18 protein-coding genes are annotated in these 18,292 nt (G+C 64.2%); 10 read left to right on the top strand and 8 right to left on the bottom strand.

The window, feature by feature from the left end; all coding sequences use genetic code 11:
- Positions 1 to 11: 11 nt before the first annotated feature.
- The 3 genes from ACZ7GB_RS01110 (at position 12) to ACZ7GB_RS01120 (ending at position 2,731) form a co-directional block, all read left to right on the top strand.
- On the top strand, positions 12 to 515 hold the full coding sequence (locus ACZ7GB_RS01110; protein WP_472157327.1) for a peroxiredoxin: 504 nt from the start codon (positions 12 to 14) through the stop codon (positions 513 to 515).
- A gap of 364 nt (positions 516 to 879) precedes the next feature.
- Complete coding sequence (locus ACZ7GB_RS01115) at positions 880 to 2,196, top strand: M23 family metallopeptidase (protein WP_078570329.1); 1,317 nt, start codon at positions 880 to 882, stop codon at positions 2,194 to 2,196.
- Positions 2,186 to 2,731: a bactofilin family protein gene (locus tag ACZ7GB_RS01120; protein WP_078570328.1), complete on the top strand. Its 546-nt coding sequence runs from the start codon at positions 2,186 to 2,188 to the stop codon at positions 2,729 to 2,731. The genes ACZ7GB_RS01115 and ACZ7GB_RS01120 overlap by 11 nt, the downstream gene beginning before the upstream one ends.
- 319 nt (positions 2,732 to 3,050) lie before the next feature.
- Here ACZ7GB_RS01120 and ACZ7GB_RS01125 read toward each other — a convergent pair whose 3' ends face one another.
- The 5 genes from ACZ7GB_RS01125 to ACZ7GB_RS01145 form a co-directional block, all read right to left on the bottom strand.
- Entirely contained in the window at positions 3,051 to 4,439 is a 1,389-nt protein-coding gene (locus tag ACZ7GB_RS01125) for a TRAP transporter large permease (protein ID WP_472157329.1), read from the bottom strand.
- Positions 4,440 to 4,442: 3 nt separating this feature from the next.
- On the bottom strand, positions 4,443 to 5,126 hold the full coding sequence (locus ACZ7GB_RS01130) for a TRAP transporter small permease (RefSeq protein WP_472157331.1): 684 nt from the start codon (positions 5,124 to 5,126) through the stop codon (positions 4,443 to 4,445).
- Between the two features lie 114 nt (positions 5,127 to 5,240).
- On the bottom strand, positions 5,241 to 6,251 hold the full coding sequence (locus tag ACZ7GB_RS01135; protein WP_472157333.1) for a TRAP transporter substrate-binding protein: 1,011 nt from the start codon (positions 6,249 to 6,251) through the stop codon (positions 5,241 to 5,243).
- A 219-nt stretch (positions 6,252 to 6,470) separates the two neighbouring features.
- The gene (locus ACZ7GB_RS01140) at positions 6,471 to 7,697 is read right to left on the bottom strand and encodes a sigma-54-dependent transcriptional regulator (protein ID WP_078546775.1); all 1,227 of its coding nucleotides are present in this window, start codon (positions 7,695 to 7,697) and stop codon (positions 6,471 to 6,473) included.
- Positions 7,694 to 9,442: an ATP-binding protein gene (locus tag ACZ7GB_RS01145; protein ID WP_472157335.1), complete on the bottom strand. Its 1,749-nt coding sequence runs from the start codon at positions 9,440 to 9,442 to the stop codon at positions 7,694 to 7,696. Before ACZ7GB_RS01145 ends, ACZ7GB_RS01140 begins: the two co-directional genes overlap by 4 nt.
- 120 nt (positions 9,443 to 9,562) lie before the next feature.
- On the opposite strand from ACZ7GB_RS01145, the gene ACZ7GB_RS01150 reads away from it, so the two are divergent.
- Positions 9,563 to 10,753 carry a cytochrome P450 gene (locus ACZ7GB_RS01150; RefSeq protein ID WP_472157336.1) on the top strand — a complete coding sequence of 397 codons (1,191 nt, stop codon included), beginning with the start codon at positions 9,563 to 9,565 and terminating at the stop codon, positions 10,751 to 10,753.
- A gap of 4 nt (positions 10,754 to 10,757) precedes the next feature.
- Here the strand turns inward: ACZ7GB_RS01150 and ACZ7GB_RS01155 are convergent, their stop codons facing one another.
- Positions 10,758 to 11,219, bottom strand: a complete 462-nt coding sequence (locus ACZ7GB_RS01155) for an Lrp/AsnC family transcriptional regulator (RefSeq protein WP_078519325.1) — start codon at positions 11,217 to 11,219, stop codon at positions 10,758 to 10,760.
- A 141-nt stretch (positions 11,220 to 11,360) separates the two neighbouring features.
- Here ACZ7GB_RS01155 and cobA point away from each other — a divergent pair, with 141 nt between their 5' ends.
- The 6 genes from cobA (at position 11,361) to ACZ7GB_RS01185 (ending at position 16,156) form a co-directional block, all read left to right on the top strand.
- Positions 11,361 to 12,113, top strand: coding sequence for a uroporphyrinogen-III C-methyltransferase (gene cobA / locus ACZ7GB_RS01160; RefSeq protein ID WP_274963803.1), 753 nt, complete (start codon positions 11,361 to 11,363; stop codon positions 12,111 to 12,113).
- A complete protein-coding gene (locus ACZ7GB_RS01165; protein WP_078519327.1) occupies positions 12,110 to 12,397 on the top strand; it encodes a DUF2849 domain-containing protein in 288 nt (95 codons plus the stop codon). Before cobA ends, ACZ7GB_RS01165 begins: the two co-directional genes overlap by 4 nt.
- Positions 12,398 to 12,400: 3 nt before the next feature.
- Complete coding sequence (locus ACZ7GB_RS01170; RefSeq protein ID WP_472157338.1) at positions 12,401 to 14,068, top strand: nitrite/sulfite reductase; 1,668 nt, start codon at positions 12,401 to 12,403, stop codon at positions 14,066 to 14,068.
- Complete coding sequence (locus ACZ7GB_RS01175; protein ID WP_414717962.1) at positions 14,037 to 14,825, top strand: phosphoadenylyl-sulfate reductase; 789 nt, start codon at positions 14,037 to 14,039, stop codon at positions 14,823 to 14,825. Before ACZ7GB_RS01170 ends, ACZ7GB_RS01175 begins: the two co-directional genes overlap by 32 nt.
- Positions 14,822 to 15,193: a DUF934 domain-containing protein gene (locus tag ACZ7GB_RS01180; protein ID WP_078546761.1), complete on the top strand. Its 372-nt coding sequence runs from the start codon at positions 14,822 to 14,824 to the stop codon at positions 15,191 to 15,193. Before ACZ7GB_RS01175 ends, ACZ7GB_RS01180 begins: the two co-directional genes overlap by 4 nt.
- 144 nt (positions 15,194 to 15,337) lie before the next feature.
- Positions 15,338 to 16,156, top strand: coding sequence for a ferredoxin--NADP reductase (locus tag ACZ7GB_RS01185; RefSeq protein WP_078603746.1), 819 nt, complete (start codon positions 15,338 to 15,340; stop codon positions 16,154 to 16,156).
- 229 nt (positions 16,157 to 16,385) lie between these two features.
- Here ACZ7GB_RS01185 and ACZ7GB_RS01190 read toward each other — a convergent pair whose 3' ends face one another.
- Together ACZ7GB_RS01190 and ACZ7GB_RS01195 are read right to left on the bottom strand one after the other, a co-directional pair.
- Positions 16,386 to 16,682: a hypothetical protein gene (locus tag ACZ7GB_RS01190; protein ID WP_472157340.1), complete on the bottom strand. Its 297-nt coding sequence runs from the start codon at positions 16,680 to 16,682 to the stop codon at positions 16,386 to 16,388.
- A gap of 84 nt (positions 16,683 to 16,766) precedes the next feature.
- On the bottom strand, positions 16,767 to 18,092 hold the full coding sequence (locus ACZ7GB_RS01195; RefSeq protein WP_472157342.1) for a plasmid recombination protein: 1,326 nt from the start codon (positions 18,090 to 18,092) through the stop codon (positions 16,767 to 16,769).
- Positions 18,093 to 18,292: the final 200 nt, after the last annotated feature.

Here is an 18,292-nt window from a genome sequence, read left to right on the forward strand (position 1 = left end):
GAGGTTCCCCAATGATCGAGACAGGCGAAAAAGCGCCGGAGTTCACCCTTCCCGCTACGGGCGGCAAGAGCTTCGAAACGCTCGGAAATCCGATCACGGAAGACGGAAATCTGACGCTGTCGGCCTTTGCGGGCCGTCCGGTCGTGCTGTATTTCTACCCCAAGGACAACACGCCCGGCTGCACCACCGAGGCGCTCGATTTCACCCGCCTCGCTCCGGACTTCGCCGAGGCCGGCGCCGTCGTCATCGGCATCTCGAAGGACAGCCTGAAGAAGCACGAGAATTTCTGCGCCAAGCATGATCTGGGCATCTACCTCGCCTCGGACGATGGTGGCGAGACCTGTGAGAGCTATGGGGTCTGGGCCGAAAAATCGATGTATGGCAAAACCTTCTGGGGCATTGTTCGCGCGACATTCCTGATCGGTGCGGACGGCAAGGTGGCTAAGGTCTGGCCGAAGGTGAAAGTCAAAGGCCACGCCGAAGAGGTGCTCGAAGCCGCCCGCGACCTGAGCTGACCCGCCCCTCGGGCGCAGCGCCCCGCATGGCACCCCGGCGGGCGACAGATTTCGCGCCGCGGGGGCGTCGTGCGGCGCGCGCCCATCGGCAAGTGCGGATCACACCAACGTGACGCCCAGATGACCAGCTGGGACGAAACCGCCGGGCCGCCCTCCCTTTTGGGCAGAAAACCGCTCATACCGCGCGCGCGAGGGAACCGTGACCAAATGCGAGGGGGAAAGAGGTTGCCGGGACCTGCCCCCCTTGGTAATCCCTTTGGCCAAGGGCGGAGGACTTATCCACAAGCAGGACGGGTGCGCCGCCGCAAGTGACGTGCGGCCCCGTGGCCGCGCTTGATCCGCAACAAACACAGGACCGACCGGCTTGCCTAGACGCATTCTCGACCGCCTGAACACCCGTCTCGAGCGCATCCTGCCCGAACAGCGGCTGTTTCTGAAATCAGACAGCGCCACGCGGTTCGTCCGACTGCGCCCCCTCACCCAAGCGAGTGTACTGGCGATCGGCGCAGGCGTATTCGTGTGGTCGATGGCCGCGACCTCGATGCTCTTCATCGACGGAATTTCCTCCGGCGGGGCCGAGCAGAACGACAAGGTCGCGAAACTCGCCTTCGAGCGCCGCCTCGACGCGCTCTCGCAAGAGCGCGACGCCCGCGCCGCCGAAGCCCTTGCCGCACAGGACCGTTTCCAGACCGCCCTCGAGCAGGTCTCGAAGATGCAGTCCACTCTGCTCGCCTCGGAAGAACGCAAGCGCGAGCTGGAAACCGGGATCGGCGTGATTCAGGCGACCCTGCGCCGCACCATGGACGAGCGCGACACCGCCCGACTGGCGTTGGCCAAAGCCGAGGGCAAAGGCCCAGACGCGGGTCCGACGCCGATCGCCCGCGCCGAGGACATGGAGAAGACGGTCGACATGCTGTCCACCGCGCTCGGCGAGACCGCGAAGGAACGCGACACCGCAAATGCCGACGCCAAGACCGCGCAACTGCAGATGGACAAGATCGCGCTGCAGAAGCGTCTCCTCGAACAGCGCAACGACGAAATCTTCACCACGCTCGAAGGGGCGGTGAAAATCTCGATGGAGCCGCTCGACAAGGTCTTCAAACAGGCCGGCATGGACCCCGATCACGTGCTCAAGGAAATCAAACGGGGCTATTCGGGCACCGGCGGGCCGCTCTCGCCGATCTCGCTCTCGACCAAGGGCACGGCCGATCTCGATGGCGACACCGCGCGCGCCGAGAACATCCTGCGCAAGCTCGACGAGATGAACATGTATCGCATCGCCGTCGACAAGCTGCCCTTCTCGATGCCCGTGAAGGCGCATTTCCGCTTCTCGTCGCCCTTCGGCTGGCGCTGGGGCCGGATGCATGAGGGCGTCGATATGGCCGCCCCGATCGGCACCAAGGTCTATGCTCCTGCCGATGGCGTCGTGATCGCCGCCGAGCACGAGCGTGGCTACGGCAATATCGTCAAGATCCGCCACGAGTTCGGCATCACCACCCGCTACGGCCACCTCAACAAATTCCACGTGAAAGTCGGGCAAAAAGTGTCGCAAGGCGAGTGGATTGCTGATATGGGCAATACCGGACACTCCACGGGACCGCATCTGCACTACGAGATCCGGCTCGGAGGCAAGCCAATTAACCCGATGACCTTCATCAAGGCTGGTAAGAATGTTTTCTAAATCGAAAATCCATGAACCGGGCCCCAAGGCCGACGGCGACAAGCCCAAAACCGGTGAGAGCTCGACCACTCCGAGCCGCCCGACGTCCAGCTCGAGCGACTACACGCCGAGCGCCGCGCCGCGCTCGAAGCCCGCACCCTCGGTTCTCTCCTCGGATCTGACCATCACCGGCAACGTCAAGACGACCGGCGACATCCAGATCGAAGGCACCGTCGAAGGCGACATCCGCGCCCATCTGCTGACCGTCGGCGAAAGCGCCACGATCAAGGGTGAGATCATGGCGGACGACGTCGTGGTCAACGGCCGCGTCGTGGGCCGTGTGCGCGGCCTGAAGGTGCGCCTGACCTCGACCGCACGCGTCGAAGGCGACATCATCCACAAGACCATCGCGATCGAGAGCGGCGCGCATTTCGAAGGTTCGGTGCAGCGTCAGGACGACCCGCTGCAGACCGGTCAGGGCACGCGGAAACTCGCGCCCCCGGCCTCCGAGACCGCCGCCGCAGCACCGGCGCCGACGGGGTCGGAACAGAAATAAAATCAGGCGATAGCCAGAGCAGGGGGGGCGGCCGATCGGGTCGCCCTTTTATTTTGCGCCGGTACATGCGGCGAGTCGGGCAGCAGGGGCGCTACCCCTCTTCGCTTGCGCGAATTCACCCCGGGGTATTTCGGCCAAGGCGAAAGAATATCCTGCGTTTTCGCCTTGGCGACAATATCCCGGGGGGGGGGGCGCAGCACGGGGGGCAGAGCCCCCCAGACCTGCCCGCATAGAAAAGCGCGCCGCGTGGGAGTGCCACGGGCGCGCCAGGTCAGAATGGCGGGGCATGAGACCGGGTTCGGTCCCTGCCCCGCTCGGCTTATTTCACGACCGTCTCCGGCCCCATCGCCATCGTCGGCAGCCATGTCGACAGGAATGGCACATAGGTGACCAGGATCAGGAAGACGAAGAGCACGGCGAGGAAGGGCGCGGCCGCCTTCACGACCCGCATGATCGGCATCCCCGCCACCCCGGAGGTCACGAAGAGGTTCAGCCCCACCGGTGGCGTGATCATCCCGATCTCCATGTTCACCACCATAATGATGCCGAGATGGATCGGATCGACGCCCAGCTCGATCGCGATCGGGAAGACCAGCGGCGCGACGATCAGGATCAGGCCCGAGGGTTCCATGAACTGGCCGCCGATCAGCAGGATGATGTTGACGATCACGAGGAACATGATCTTGCCCAGACCCGCGCCGAGCAGGGCCTCGGTGATCTTCTGCGGGATCTGCTCGTCGGTCAGCACGTGCTTGAGGATCAGCGCGTTGGCGATGATGAACATCAGCGTGATCGTCAGCTTGCCCGCCTCGAACAGCGTGTCGCGCGTGCCCTTGTGCCAGATCGCGGTGAAGATTGCCTGCGGCTTCTTCAGAAGCGAAGTTTTCTGCTCGCCCTCATCGAGCGGGCCCATGTCGCGATAGATGAAGTTCGCAACGAACCACGCATAGACAGCGGCGACGGCGGCGGCTTCGGTGGGGGTGAAGATGCCGCCCGTGATGCCGGGGATGCCGTAGAGGCCGACCATGATGATCGCGATCAGCATCAAGCCCCAGAACGCGTCGACGAAGCTCGCGGCGACCTCGCCCCAGCCCTGCCACTCGCCTTTCGGCAGGTTGCGTCTGATCGCGATGAACAGGATCGTCGCCATCAGCATCACACCCGCGAGAATGCCCGGAATGACGCCCGCAAGGAACATCCGGCCGACCGACACATCGGTCGCCGAGGCGTAGACCACCATCACGATCGACGGCGGGATCAGGATGCCGAGCGTGCCCGCGTTACAGATCACGCCAGCGGCGAAATCCTTCGAATAGCCCACCTGACGCATCGCCGCGATGACGATGGAGCCGATGGCGACCACGGTGGCGGGCGACGAGCCCGAGAGTGCCGCGAACAGCATACAGGCGAAGACGCCCGCGATGGCCAGACCGCCCGGCAGATGGCCCACCACGGCGATGGCGAAGCGGATGATGCGCTGCGCCACCCCGCCCGTCGACATGAAGCTCGAGGCGAGGATGAAGAACGGGATCGCCAGCAGCGTCGCGTGGTTGTCCATCGCGTCGTAGAGCGACTGGGCGATGGAGGCGAGCGAGGCGTCCGAGAAGATCAGCAGGAACAGCGTCGACGCGAGACCCAGAGAGACCGCGATCGGCACGCCGATCAGCATGAAGCCGATCACCATCACGAAAAGGAACAGGATATCCATGCCTCAGTCACCCTTGTTGATATGGGCCACGTCGGCCACTTGGTCTTCGGCTTCGTGGCTCACGATCAGCGCCGCGCGGCTGCCCACGGCGACCCCGATTGCCGCCTGCACGAAGCGGATCAGCAGAAGCGTCACGCCGATCGGCAGGATCAGGTAAGGGATGAAGCGCGGCAGTTTGTCATAGGCCTCGCCCATGTTGAACCGATCCCCCAGCCAGACGGCGAGCCAATCCGCGATCGGCACCTGATCGGTCTCGTAGAAGGCGCGATCGCGGGTGTCCTGAAAGCCCGTCGGGAACCAGCGGCCCGAGGTCTGATCGAAGCCCGCGAAGGGGGCCCAGTAATCCCATGCGCCTTTCAGCAGCAGCACCGCGTAGAGAATGCACAGGCCCGCCGCGACGAGGCTCATGGCCTTGCGCGGCCCTGGGCGCAGCATGTTGATGATCGCGTCGACGCCGAGATGCGCGGTCACTTTCACCGCGTAGCTCATGCCCAGCAGAACCAGCCAGGCGAAGAGGATTAACGTCGTCTCCAGCCCCCAGATCAGCGAGGAGTTGAAGACGTAGCGCAGCACGACATTGACGAAGGTGATCACGGTCATCGTGCCGAGGATCAACGCGATCAGCGTCTCCTCCAGATGATGGATCGTCCGCGAAAACCCGTTGCGCGGCTCATAGCGCTGGCTCATGGCTCACTCCTGCCTCAGGTCGAGAGGTGAAAGGGGCGCGCGCGGGTGATGTAGGGGGCCGCGCGCGCCGAGAGATCGGGCGACAGGTGGGGTCCGTCGCCCGTCCGTTCCGGATCAGTGCTTGGCGTTGATCGCCTGCGCTGCGTCGATGTTTTCCTGACCGACGTCATCCTTGAACTGGTCCCAGACCGGCTTCATCGCATCGACCCATTGCTGGCGCTGCTCGGGCGTCAGTTCGCGGATTTCCGCACCGGCATCGAGGATCGCCTGACGGTTCTCTTCGTTCACCTGATTGATCGCGGCGTTACGCTCTTTGGTGACCTCGTCGAGGATCGACTTGATCTGGTCGCGCATCGCCGGGTCGAGGCTGTCCCACCAGTCGACCGAGGTCACGACCATGTAGTCGAGCAGGCCGTGGTTGGTCTCGGTGATGCCGTCCTGAACTTCGTAGAACTTCTGACCGTAGATGTTCGACCAGGTGTTTTCCTGCCCGTCGACAACGCCGGTCTGCAGCGCGCCATAGACTTCCGAGAAGGCCATCGGCTGCGGCGAAGCGTCGAGCGCTTCCATCTGCGCGATCAGCACGTCGGAGGGCTGCACGCGGAACTTCAGACCCTTGGCGTCGCCCGGCACGAGCAGCGGCTTGTTGGCCGAGAACTGCTTGAGGCCGTTATGCCAGAAATCGAGGCCCAGCAGACCGCGACGCACCATCGCCTCTTTCATATTCTGACCGATGTCGGAATTCTGGAATTCGTCCACGGCGTCCATGTTCTTGAACATGAAGGGCAGATCGAAGATGCGGTACTTCTTGGTGAAGGTCTCGAATTTCGAGAGGCTCGGCGCGGCCATCTGCACGTCGCCCTGAAGCATCGCTTCCAGCACCTGGTCATCGTTGTAGAGGGTCGAGTTCGGGTAGACCTCGACGCAGGCCTTGCCGTCCATCTCTTCGTTCACGCGCTTGGCGAACAGCGCCGCCGCGATCCCTTTCGGGTGCTTGTCGGTATTGGTGACGTGGCTGAACTTGATGACCATCTCGCCTTCGTCGCAGCCCGTCGGATCGGCCATTGCGACCGAGGCCGAAGCCATGAGAGCGAGCGCCGAAACGGCGGCGGTAAATTTCTTCATAGTGTCCTCCCGGAATTCATGTCACGCCGGTCCTCCCCGGCATTGGGGTCAGCAAAAAGCCGCCGAGAGATCCGATCAACTGTTTCGTGAAGCTCTTGTGAAAAAGGCATTATCTACGAAAGATCAGTATCTTAGGAGGAAAGCCGCATTAGGACGCGCGGAGGTGTGTGCGAAATCTCGCACAGATAGATGCGGCTTCGTGCGAATCCTCGCCCGCCGCTAGTCCCGATACTCCTCGGGCCGCAGCCCGTGGCGCGCGAGCTTGTCGTAGAAGGTCTTGCGCGGCAATTTCAGCGCAGAGGCCGCCTCGGTCGCATTGCCGCCCGCGCGGGTCAGCGCCTCGGCCAGCAGCGACTTCTCGACCGCCGCCATGCGCTCTGACAGGCCCAGCTCCTCCGGCGGCTCCCCCGCCTCCAGCCCCATCGCGAAGCGCATCGCCTCGGACATCAGCGCGCGGGCATTGCCGGGCCAGTCGCGCGCCATCAACTGCGCGGTCATCTCGGGCGGGATTTCGGGGGCGCGCAGGTTGGCCTGTTCGCAGGCGGTAGCGACGTAATGTCGAAACAGCGCGGGGATATCCTCGGGGCGCTCGGACAGCGAGGGGATGCGCACTTTCAACGCCTCCAGCCGCCAGTAGAGATCGGGGTGGAAGCGCCCTGCCCGCGCCTCGCCCGGCAGGTCGCGATAGGTGCCCGCGATCAGGCGCGTGGCGGGCCGTGTCTCCAGGAGTTCGATCAGCGCGAACTGCGCGGGGCGCGGCAGGTCGGCCACCTCATCAAGATAAAGCGTCCCGCCCTCGGCCTGTGCGAAGCCCGCCTCCAACGCCGCGACGTCGAGGCCCGCCGCGGCGAGCTTCACGAAGGGCCGCCGCGCATTGGTCGAGAGCAGATGGATCACCTCGGCGAGCTTGGAGTTGCCCGCCCCCGGCGCGCCGGTGATCAGCACCTCGGCGCCCGAGCGCGCGGCGCGACGGGCGGCTTCGCGCAAGCCCTCCGCCACCGGAGAGCTACCCACCAAAATCCGCGCCGCCGCGTCGCCGCGCTTGCCCGCAGCCCGCGAGAAGCGCGCCTCCATCACCCGCGCGCGGGTCTCCAGCGCTTTCTCAACAACGGCCAGCAAGTCTTTCCCCGTGCAGGGTTTTTCCAGAAAATCGAAGGCGCCCGCCGCCATCGCACGCACCGCCATGGGCACATCGGCCTCACCGGTCAGCAGGACCACGGGCAGTTCCGCATCGGCCTTCTGCACGAGGTCCAGCAGCGCGAACCCGTCCTTGCCCGGCATGCGGATATCGGTGACCACGATCCCCTCGAACTCGGTCGAGATATGGTCCTTCGCCTCGATATAGCTGCCCGCGAGCGTCGGCTTCAGCCCCGCCAGTTCCAGCGTCTGGCCCAGCGCCTCGCGCACCGCACGGTCATCATCGACAAAGAGAACCCGGCGCATCATGTCTCCACCTCGATCGGTTTGGGTTGGGCCGTGGCTTCGCGCAGCTCGATGGTGAAACGCGCCCCGCCGCCGGGCACATTCTCGCCCCGCAGGTTGCCGCCGAACCCTTGCACCAGCCCGTAAGAGATCGAGAGGCCGAGGCCAAGCCCCTCCGCCGATCCCGCCTCCTTTGTCGAGTAGAACGGATCGAAGATGCGGTCCGGATCGGCGATACCCGGCCCGGTGTCGCGCAGGCTGAGGCGGATCATCCCGTCCGCGCGCGCCATGCGGATCGTCAGGCGGCGCTCGGGCTGCCCTTCCATCGCCTCGATCGCGTTCGAGATCAGGTTGATGACGACCTGGCTCAGCCGCACCTCGCCGCCCATCACGATGGCGGGGAAGTCGGGGCGCTGCCAGTCCACGGTGACGCCCGCGCGCCGCAGCCGTTCGTCGAGCATCTCCAGCGCGCTCTCCACCACCGCAGCCAGCCCGACGCGGGTCGCGGGTTCGCTTTCCTGCCGCGCGAATGCGCGCAGGTTGCGGATGATGCGCGCCATGCGATGCGCCATCGCCCCGATCTTGCCCAGAGTCTCGCCCGCCTCCTCGGTCCGACCGCGATCGAGCAGCAATTCGGCATTCTCGGCATAAGACGAGATCGCCATCAGTGGCTGGTTCAACTCGTGACTGATCCCCGCCGACATCTGCCCCAGCGCCGAGAGCTTCCCCGCCTGCACGAGTTCGGCCTGCGTGCGGCGCAGCTCCTCGTTCGCGGCCGACAGTTCCGCCGTGCGTTCGGCGACGCGGACCTCGAGCGCGGCATTGGCCTCGGAGAGCGCCTGCCTGCGCTCCCACAGGGCGAACATCACCGCCCCCACGGCCAGAAACCCGGCCGCAGTCGAAAGCGCCGCAAGTCGCGCCGCTCGCAGTACCGGATCGGCGGCAGCGAGGGCATGGCCCTCCATTTCGATCACCGGCAAGGCGCGCGAGACGTCCAAGGCGGGCCCGGAGAGCGAGCCATCCCCCGATACCAGACGATGCCCCGCAAGGTTACGTTCGCGCAGGTGCAGCACCCCGGCGAGCGACCCCGCCGGATAGGTCGCGGGATCGGGCTTTGCACCGGGCTCGGACAGCAGCACAAGATCGGTGCGGTTGGTCAGGAAACTCACGCCGCTATCATCGGTGAACCAGACCGGCACCGGGTTGCCGCGCCCCTCGGCCTCGACATCCTCGGCATTCAGCCGCAGCAGCACGATCCCCGCAACATTGCCGCCCGAAGCAAAGACCGGGGCTGCGAAGACGAACAGCCGATCGCCGGTATCGGGATCCACGAAATGCTCGGAGCCGGTTGCACCCTGCGCCGCCCGCGAAAGCGCCCGGTTCATTGTGACCCTGTCAGGGCTATCCGCCGGGCCTGCGAGCACCGTGCCCCCCGGCGCGATCAGCCAGATGTCGCGCGCGCCCGCATGATCGGCGAGGCGCTGCAGGGTCAGGCTCACCGCCGCATCGCGCCATGTGCCGACCGCCTTGCCCCCTTCGGCGAACCGCGCCGCCAGCGCGACCACGTCGGGATGATCGGCCGCCAGCACCGCCACCTCGCGAAACTGCAACAGCGCGGCCACCAGACGATCCGAGGCCAGCCGAAGGTCGGACTGTCCCTGCGCTTCGATCCGCGCCAGACCCTCGCGCGCCGAGACCCGCCACACCCCGATAGAGGCGGCGAGCGTCAGCGCGATCCAGATCAGCAATATGGCGACACGGCCCAGCATCAGCACTCTCCCGCCCCTTTCCTTGCGGCCTACCGCGCGGCAATGCAAGGCGGAGCGTTCGCTTGGTCTTGCATCCCCGGGCGCGTTGCGGCCAATCTGGCCCGAGTAACTGGAGCGCCGATGCAGACCCTTTCCCAATCCCCGCTCGATCCCGATTTCGTCCAGAACCCCTACCCGTTCTATGACCGGGTGCGGCAAGGCGGGCCCTTCGTGCAATGGCCCGAATACGGGTTTCGCGTCACCGCGCGGGCCGCGATTGTCGGCATGGCGCTGCGCGACCGGCGTTTGGGGCGCGAGGCCCCGCCCGAGCAGGCGGTGGACATCCCGAAACATCTCGAACCCTTCTACGCAATCGAGCGCCATTCGATGCTGGAACTGGAAGCCCCGACCCACACCCGGCTGCGCAAGCTGGTGACGAAGGCCTTCACCCCGCGCCGGATCGCAGGGATGCAAGACGAGATCGCCGCGCTCTGCCACCGGCTGATCGACGAGATGCCCGAGGGCGGCTGCGATCTGTTAGAGCATTTCGCCAAGCCCCTGCCGGTGATCGTGATCGCACGGCTTCTGGGCGTGCCCGAAAGCGATGCGGACAAGCTCTTGGCGTGGTCGAACGCGATGGTGCAGATGTATCAGGCGCGCCGCGACATCAGCCTTGAGGAAGACGCGGCGCGCGCTTCGGCGGACTTCGCGGCCTATCTGGGCGATCTGATCGAGACCCGCCGCAAAGCGCCCGGGGAAGATCTGATCTCGGAGCTGATCGCGGTCGAGGAAGAAGGCACCCATCTGACCCGCGATGAGCTGATCTCCACCGTGATCCTGCTGTTGAACGCGGGCCATGAGGCGACCGTCCACCAGATCGGCAACAGCGTGAAAACCCTGATCGAGCAGACCGTCGCACCGCATTGGCTGGAGCCCGCGCGGATCGACGGCACCATCGAGGAGCTACTGCGCTTCGATCCTCCGCTGCATCTGTTCACGCGCTGGCTCTATGAGGACATGGAGTTTCAGGGACAGGTGCTGCGCAAGGGCGAGCGGATCGGGCTGTTGCTCGCCGGTGCGAACCGCGATCCGTCGGCCTGGGACGATGCGAGCGTCTTCGACCCGTCGCGCCCCGTGCGTACCAATTTCAGCTTCGGCGCAGGGGCGCATTTCTGCATCGGCGCACCGCTGGCGCGTCTGGAGCTGAAGCTTGCCCTGCCGATGCTGATGGAGCGGCTACAGGGGCTCGATCTGCCGCGCCGCCCCTATTACGCCGATCTCTATCATTTCCACGGGCTGGAGAAGCTGCAGGTCACCTACACCAAGCGCTAAAGGCTTACAGCGGCAGCGCGGTGGTGGATTTCAGCTCCTCCATCGACAGAAGCGCGGTCACGTTGTGGATTTTCACTTCCGAGATCAGCGCCTGATAGAAGCGGTCATAGGCGCGGGCATTCTCGACCCGCACCTTCAGAATGTAGTCGATATCGCCCGCCAGACGGTGCGCCTCCATCACTTCGGGGCGCGCGCGCAGGGTGGCGAGAAACTTGTCCTGCCACTCGGCCTCATGCTCCGACGTGCGGATCAGCACGAAGAAGCACGCATCGAAGCCAAGCGCCTCGGGATCGAGGATCGCGGTCTGCTTTCCGATCACCCCCGCCGCGCGCAATTTGCGAATCCGGTTCCAGACCGGGGTCTTGGAAGACCCTGTTTTCCGCGCGATTTCGTCGAGCGACTGGCTCGCATCGTCCTGAAGCTCCGCAAGGATTTTCCGATCCAGCTCGTCGATCTGCACCGCCATTCCGATTTCCCTCCGCTTGTTAGGAGATTGTCACTCCTCCCAAATCCATAAGGAACGAACGTCCTTATTGGCAAGGGTATATGGTCACAAACCGGAATAATTTCCTATATTCACGCTCAAGACGCAGACGAGGAGCGTGACATGGAAACTCTCGAAACTCAGACCCGGGTGACCCTTGCCGGGGCCGGTCCGGGCGACCCGGACCTGCTGACCGTGGCGGTGCTGCGCGAGATGATGTGCGCCGACGTCATCCTGCACGACACGCTGGTGAGCGCCGAGGTGCTCGCGCTCGCGGGTCCGCAGGCGCAGCTGATCGAGACCGGCAAGACCGGCTTCGGCCCCTCGATGAAGCAAGGCGACATCTCGTCCCTGATCGTCCGCCTCGCGCAGGAAGGCCAGCGCGTGCTGCGCCTGAAATCGGGCGATCCGGGCGTGTTCGGGCGGCTGGGCGAGGAACTGGACGCGCTCGACGCGGCCGGGATCGCCTATCGCGTACTGCCGGGCATCACCGCAGCTTCCGCTGCCGCTGCCTCGCTCGGCCAGAGCCTAACCGAACGTGGCCGCAATCGCGAGCTGCGCCTGCTCACCGGTCATGACGCCGACGGGCTGGCCGAACAGGATTGGGCGGCGCTGGCCCGTCCCGGCGCGGTCGCCGCGATCTACATGGGCAAGCGTGCTGCGCGCTACGTGCAAGGACGCCTGATGATGCACGGCGCCTCGCCCGCGACCCCCGCCTGTGTGGTCGAGAACGCCTCGCGCGCCGATCAGGTAATCCGCCCCGCGACGCTTGCCACCCTGCCCACCGTGACCGCCGAGGCCAAAGGCCCCGCCGTGATCCTTCTCGGGCTCGCCCCGCGCGACGCCCGCACCGCCCTCAAGGAGGCCGTGCTATGAGCAAGAAATTCATCCCCGGCGTGATCAGCGCCAATGACCTGCGCGAAGGCCATGTCGTTTACATGAACGACGCGGGCCAATGGGTGCTGCGCCTCAAGGATGCAGCCTTCCTCGACGATCCGGTGATCGCGGACATGTGGCTCGATCTGGCCAATGCCCAGCCCGAGAAAGTCGTCGGCGCCTATCTCGCGCCTGCCACGCTCGGTCCGAACGGTCCCGAGCCCGCGCATTTCCGTGAGGCCTTCCGCGCCTCCGGCCCCTCCATCGAGCTACCCGGGAGCTGATCCATGTTCCAACCCAGCGATTTCGACCGCGCCGCCGTCCGCGCGCGCGCCGAGCAGTTTCGCCATCAGGTCGCGCGCCGCCTCGACGGCAGCTTGACCGAGGACGAGTTCAAGCCGCTGCGCCTGATGAACGGGCTCTATCTGCAGCTGCACGCGTATATGCTGCGCGTGGCGATCCCCTATGGCACGATCGAAGCCCGGCAGATGCGCCAGCTTGCCAAGATCGCCGATGCCTGGGATCGCGGCTACGGGCACTTCACCACGCGCCAGAACATCCAGTTCAACTGGCCGAAGCTGATCGATGTGCCGGATATGATCGACGCGCTCGCCGATGTGGGCATGCATGCGATCCAGACCTCGGGCAACGCGATCCGCAACACGACGACGGATGCCTTCGCGGGCGCTGCCGCCGACGAGATCGCCGATCCCCGCCCTTACGCGGAACTGATCCGTCAATGGTCCACCGACCATCCGGAATTCCAGTTCCTGCCGCGCAAGTTCAAGATCGCGATCAACGGCGCCGAGGCCGACCGCGCCGCGATCCGCGCCCATGACGTGGGTCTGCAACTGGTCGAGCGCGATGGCGAGATCGGGTTCCAGGTCTTCGTGGGCGGCGGTCTGGGCCGCACCCCGATGATCGGCAAGGAAATCCGCAGCTTCCTGCCCGCGGTCGATCTGCTGCCTTATCTGGAATCGATCGTCGCCGCATGGAACCTCGCGGGACGGCGCGACAACAAGTATAAGGCGCGCATCAAGATCACCGTGCACGAGCTTGGAATCGATACGTTTTCCGAGATGGTCGAAGCTGAATTCCCGGCCCGGCGCGCGGCGTTCAAGGGCGCGGACCAAGCGATCCTCGCCGATCTCAAGGCACAATTCGCGCCGCCCGTCCTACCTGCGCGCGAGAGCGAAAGCTTTGACACCGCGCTCAATGTCGACGCGCTTCTGCGTGACTGGGCCGCGCGCTCGGTCTCGCCCCATCACAACCCCGACTACGGGGTCGTCACGGTCAGCCTGAAGGATCACGGCGCGCCTCCGGGCGACGCCACGTCTGACCAGATGCGCCTTCTGGCGGAGCTTGCCGAACGCTACGGCCAGTCGGAGCTGCGCATCAGCCACGAGCAGAACGTGATCCTGCCGCATATCGCGAAGGCCGATCTGCCCGCGCTGTTCGAGGCCCTGCGCAAGGGCGGCCTCGCCACGGCGAATATCGGGCTGACCTCGGATATCATCGCCTGCCCCGGCATGGATTACTGCGCGCTGGCCACGGCCCGCTCGATCCCGCTGGCGCAGCAGATTTCGACCCATTTCCGCGATCTCGGACTGGAGCAGGAGATCGGTGCGCTCAAGATCAAGATCTCGGGCTGCATCAACGCTTGCGGTCACCACCATCTGGGCCATATCGGCATTCTCGGTCTCGACCGTGCCGGCGTGGAGAACTACCAGATCACGCTGGGCGGCGACGCGACCGAGACGATGGCACTGGGTGAGCGGGCCGGCCCGGGCTTTGCCTACACCGAGGTGATCCCCGCGCTGGAGCGTCTGCTGCGCGCCTATCTCGAGCTGCGTGAAAGCGCCACCGAGAGCTTCCTCGATGCGCTGCGCCGCCTTGGCCCGGACCCGTTCAAGGAAGCGCTCTATGCAGAGGCTCAACGCCATGCCGCTCAGTGATGGAACGGATATCGCCCCCCGCGTCGCCGGGCTGAACGAACGCTACCGCCACCACGCCGCAACCGCGGTGATGGAGCGGGCGTTGCGGGACCCCGATGTGGGCAATGTCGCGCTGGTTTCGTCCTTCGGGGCGGAATCGGTGGTGTTGCTGCATATGGTCTCGGTGATCGCGCCCGGCACGCCGGTGCTGTTCATCGACACGCAGATGCTGTTTCCCGAGACGCTCGCCTATCAGCGCGACGTCGCGGCCAAGCTGGGCCTGACCAATGTGCAGGTGATCCAGGCCGATGAGGCCGCGATTGCCCGCGACGACCCGGACGGCACGCTGCACCAGTACAGCACCGACGCCTGCTGCACCCTGCGCAAGACGGTGCCGCTGGAAAATGCGCTGTCGGGCTATGACGCGTGGATCACCGGGCGCAAACGCTTTCAGGGCGGCCAGCGCGCGGCGCTCGATTTCTTCGAGATCGAGACCGACAGCCGGATGAAGATCAACCCGCTCGCCCATTGGGACAAGCAGGACGTGCAGGATTACATGGTCGAGAACCGCCTGCCTCGCCATCCGCTGGTGGCGCAAGGCTACCCTTCGATCGGCTGCGCACCCTGCACCTCGCCTGTGAAACCGGGCGAAGACGAACGTGCGGGCCGCTGGCGCGGCGCTGCCAAGACCGAATGCGGCATCCACTTCATCGGCGGCAAGGCCGTCCGTGTGAACAGTGAAGGCCAAGTGATTGAGAACAAGGAGAATGTGGCATGAGCGTGATCGTTCGCGACGACGGCTTCCACAATGACGACTTCACCGGGGCGAGCCTCGACATCGCGCCGGAGACCGATGCGGGCTACCTGCCTGCGCTGATCGAAGGCGCCGAGATGATCCGCGTCCTGTTCCCGACCTTCTCGGACGGGCGCGGCTTCTCGCTGGCGCGCCGCATCCGCGCGCTCGGCTATACAGGGCGTCTGCGCGCGGCGGGCCCGCTGATCGCGGATCAATATGCGATGGCGCGGCGCGTGGGCTTCGACGAGGTCGAGATTCCGCCGGAACTGGCCGAGCGCCAGCCGCAGGCGCAATGGCTCTTCCGCGCCGACTGGGCCGCGCATGACTACCGCGCGCGGCTCGCCGGCTGAGGCTTTCACCCGTCCGCGATATCCGATAGACCATAACGAAACCGGCAATTGAGCCAGATCAAGGGCCAGCGCTCACGCAAGCTGTATCCGATCTGTATATTTGCCAGACCGAGGCGCCTGCCCCGGCCCGAGAGAGATGTGACAATGAACGAGAGCGCCGTGACCGACATCCCCAAGGTGAAGACCCTGCCCGACGCGCAGACCGTGACCGAAGTGACCCATTGGACGGACCGGCTGTTTTCCTTCCGCGTGAGCCGCCCGCAGTCCCTGCGTTTCCGCTCGGGCGAGTTCGTGATGATCGGGCTAATGGGCGACAATGGTAAACCGCTGTTGCGCGCCTATTCCATTGCCTCGCCGAACTGGGATGAGGAGCTGGAATTCTACTCGATCAAGGTGCCCGACGGCCCGCTGACCTCGAAGCTCCAGCATATCAATGTCGGCGACCAGATCATCCTGCGCCCGAAGCCCGTGGGCACGCTGGTCCATGACGCGCTGCTGCCGGGCAAGCGGGTGTGGTTCCTCGCCACCGGCACCGGCATCGCGCCCTTCGCCTCGCTGATGCGCGACCCCGAGACCTACGACAAGTTCGACGAGGTCATCATGATGCATACCTGCCGGACGGTCGAGGAACTGGAATATGGCCGCCAGCTGGTCGAGAACCTGATCAACGATCCGCTGATCGGCGAGATGGTCGACGGCAAGCTGAAATACTACCCGACCACGACCCGTGAGGAATTCCATCACATGGGCCGGATCACCGACAACCTCGAGAACGGCAAGGTGTTCAAGGATCTCGGCCTCGAGCCGATGAACCCCGAGACCGACCGCGCGATGGTCTGCGGCTCGCTCGCCTTCAACAAGGACGTGATGGCGGTGCTCGAAGGCTTCGGGCTGCGCGAAGGCGCGAATTCCGAGCCGCGCGAATATGTGGTCGAGAAGGCCTTCGTCGGCGACGGTATCTAATCTGGGTCAGGGGGCGCTGCTTCGCCGCTGATTGCACATCATTTGGCTGGTTTGCGGCAACGCTTTCGGTACAATCGAAGAACATTGGCCCTGAGGCGATAAAGCGTAGCGGTAATGTGGGCGCTGCCAACTTCTTACAGTACGCCCTGCTAAAAAAGCATTCGCCCGGCGCCTCATAGGAGACGCCGGGCGTTGTTTGGAAGGTCCGCTTGGCCTGAGGCCTGAACAGTTATGCTGTAGGTGTCTGCGGATGTGGCTCTGCTTTTGCACGTTTGGCCACGATGTCGTCGGTGGTTTCGGGTCGGAGGTCATGTCGACGAATAAGCTTCGCCGCACTTGCCGGCGCGACCGCCTCGATGTCTGCAAACAGCTCCGCAGCGCGCCTCTCAGGCATTCCTCCGAGTAGCGTCTCAAACGCCTTCATTAGAGCTGCACGGATCTTAGCCTGCTCCTTAGACGTTTTTTCGTAGTCTTGGCGCGCAGAAGCCTGAAGGGCCTCATATAAACGTTCAGTTTTTTTGCTCATCGAATACTCCTGTTTGAGCTAAGGTTTGGTGTGACCTCGGTCACAAAGAGGAGGTGGGATCGGTTCTTTGCGGGCGGAAAGAAATCAGTCGTGATCAGGAAGATTCTTTTCGTCATGGTCGATCGGATCGTATCGGCGGAGGGCAACAAGGCTTCGCGTTACCGCTTTCAGTGCATTTTTTCCGGAGGTGGAAGCTTCCCCCGACAGGCGCGCGACTACTTCGCTAAGTGCATCTCGGGCTTTACCGATCTCCTTGAAATCGCGGCTGACAGCGTGCTCTGCATCCGCTCGGGCGCGACGTTTTAAGGTTCCGAACAAGCGAGCGAGAAGCGACGCTGCGCGCGCTTTTCCTCGCGGGGATTTTGTCAGACGCCCCATTAGATTGAGGGTATCGGACATCTGCTCGGCCTCGGGCCCTGCAGGGCACAACTTCGGCGTCTCTTCTTGTTCATCGAGCGTGAGTGCACCAGTCTCAATGCCGGTTATCGCGGCGTCGATCGCATCGATTTCATCTTCGCGCTGACCGATAGCTGTCTCGCGCGCGGCGATCGCGTCGCTCTGAGCTTCGATCTCCTTTCCGCGCTCGGTCAGTTCCGCGTCGCGCGCTTCCAGCGCCAATTCACGTTCGACACGCCACTCGGACGTCCGAGCATGATAGCGGGCTTTCGGTAGCGGTTGGCCCGCCGCGCGCGCCTGCCTGATCGCGGCTGCGCGCCGTTCGCCTCGCTGAAGGTTTACAACGCTAAAAGCCGCTCCGACGCTGTCTTGCGCCTTTTCGTAGTCTCTTACGATGTCATGCTTTGACGGTTGCAGCATGTGTCGAATGGCGATGACTTTCTTTTCGCCGGTCTTCTTGTCTGTGCGGGTCATCTCGACCCGCTGGATCGGCAGCAGAACGGCATGAATGTGGAATGCTTGTTCGTCTCGATCGACACGCGCATGAACGATGTCGCCCTCAAACGCGCTCTTGAGCCACTTTTCCGCACAAGCCAAAAAATCTGCCTCGCGGTTTTCTCCGAGGAATTTTGCCATGTCGTCGTCGAAGTACTTGCGATTGGCGGACAAGATGACTTCACGAAGGGGACCGTGGCGCGTCGCTCGCCATGGGTCTTTCGGCCCCTCGGCAAGCCGTCGCTCGGCGTCCTTCTTGCGCTTTCGTTCGCGCAGAGCCGTCACTTCGTCAAGGAAGTTCTCAAGACGGATTTCTTTGATTTTCTCCAGGGCCTCGGCGGCCCAGTTTTCGCTTCCGATTATGCGCTTGTTAAGATGACTGCGCGTCTTGTCGACATTGCTTATGTCGCCACCCTTACGGAGGCGATGCGCTTCGTACCCAGCAAGGTCTGCTGGGAACATTCCGCGCATTCTGAGGACAACGCGGTACTGGTCGGGGTTCTGGGGTGACGATGTCATCGGCTGATCTCCTGCTATTAGGTGAACAGGAAGTCGGTCGATGAATGGAGGCGCGGAAACGTCGGTTTGGCGCGCGTTGCTAATCGGAGTATGCACACTCAGAAAATAGTCAATCGTAAGAGCCGGTGGGAGCTTCCTGTGCTCTCGGCAACCCTTAATTCTTACGGAGCGAGTTGGAAGAAATACACGGGACGGATAGA

This window comes from Thioclava sp. PTB-PU3-1 (assembly GCF_055666785.1).

Bases quoted from the DNA above. Each gene is read 5' to 3' on its own strand.
- ACZ7GB_RS01170 (WP_472157338.1), top strand. From the start codon at position 12,401: ATGTTCCAACCCAGCGATTTCGACCGCGCCGCCGTCCGCGCGCGCGCC.
- cobA (WP_274963803.1), top strand. From the start codon at position 11,361: ATGGAAACTCTCGAAACTCAGACCCGGGTGACCCTTGCCGGGGCCGGT.
- ACZ7GB_RS01125 (WP_472157329.1), bottom strand. From the start codon at position 4,439: ATGGATATCCTGTTCCTTTTCGTGATGGTGATCGGCTTCATGCTGATC.
- ACZ7GB_RS01190 (WP_472157340.1), bottom strand. From the start codon at position 16,682: ATGAGCAAAAAAACTGAACGTTTATATGAGGCCCTTCAGGCTTCTGCG.
- ACZ7GB_RS01135 (WP_472157333.1), bottom strand. From the start codon at position 6,251: ATGAAGAAATTTACCGCCGCCGTTTCGGCGCTCGCTCTCATGGCTTCG.
- ACZ7GB_RS01130 (WP_472157331.1), bottom strand. From the start codon at position 5,126: ATGAGCCAGCGCTATGAGCCGCGCAACGGGTTTTCGCGGACGATCCAT.
- ACZ7GB_RS01165 (WP_078519327.1), top strand. From the start codon at position 12,110: ATGAGCAAGAAATTCATCCCCGGCGTGATCAGCGCCAATGACCTGCGC.
- ACZ7GB_RS01175 (WP_414717962.1), top strand. From the start codon at position 14,037: ATGCAGAGGCTCAACGCCATGCCGCTCAGTGATGGAACGGATATCGCC.
- ACZ7GB_RS01110 (WP_472157327.1), top strand. From the start codon at position 12: ATGATCGAGACAGGCGAAAAAGCGCCGGAGTTCACCCTTCCCGCTACG.
- ACZ7GB_RS01150 (WP_472157336.1), top strand. From the start codon at position 9,563: ATGCAGACCCTTTCCCAATCCCCGCTCGATCCCGATTTCGTCCAGAAC.
- ACZ7GB_RS01120 (WP_078570328.1), top strand. From the start codon at position 2,186: ATGTTTTCTAAATCGAAAATCCATGAACCGGGCCCCAAGGCCGACGGC.
- ACZ7GB_RS01195 (WP_472157342.1), bottom strand. From the start codon at position 18,092: ATGACATCGTCACCCCAGAACCCCGACCAGTACCGCGTTGTCCTCAGA.
- ACZ7GB_RS01180 (WP_078546761.1), top strand. From the start codon at position 14,822: ATGAGCGTGATCGTTCGCGACGACGGCTTCCACAATGACGACTTCACC.
- ACZ7GB_RS01145 (WP_472157335.1), bottom strand. From the start codon at position 9,442: ATGCTGGGCCGTGTCGCCATATTGCTGATCTGGATCGCGCTGACGCTC.
- ACZ7GB_RS01185 (WP_078603746.1), top strand. From the start codon at position 15,338: ATGAACGAGAGCGCCGTGACCGACATCCCCAAGGTGAAGACCCTGCCC.
- ACZ7GB_RS01155 (WP_078519325.1), bottom strand. From the start codon at position 11,219: ATGGCGGTGCAGATCGACGAGCTGGATCGGAAAATCCTTGCGGAGCTT.
- ACZ7GB_RS01140 (WP_078546775.1), bottom strand. From the start codon at position 7,697: ATGATGCGCCGGGTTCTCTTTGTCGATGATGACCGTGCGGTGCGCGAG.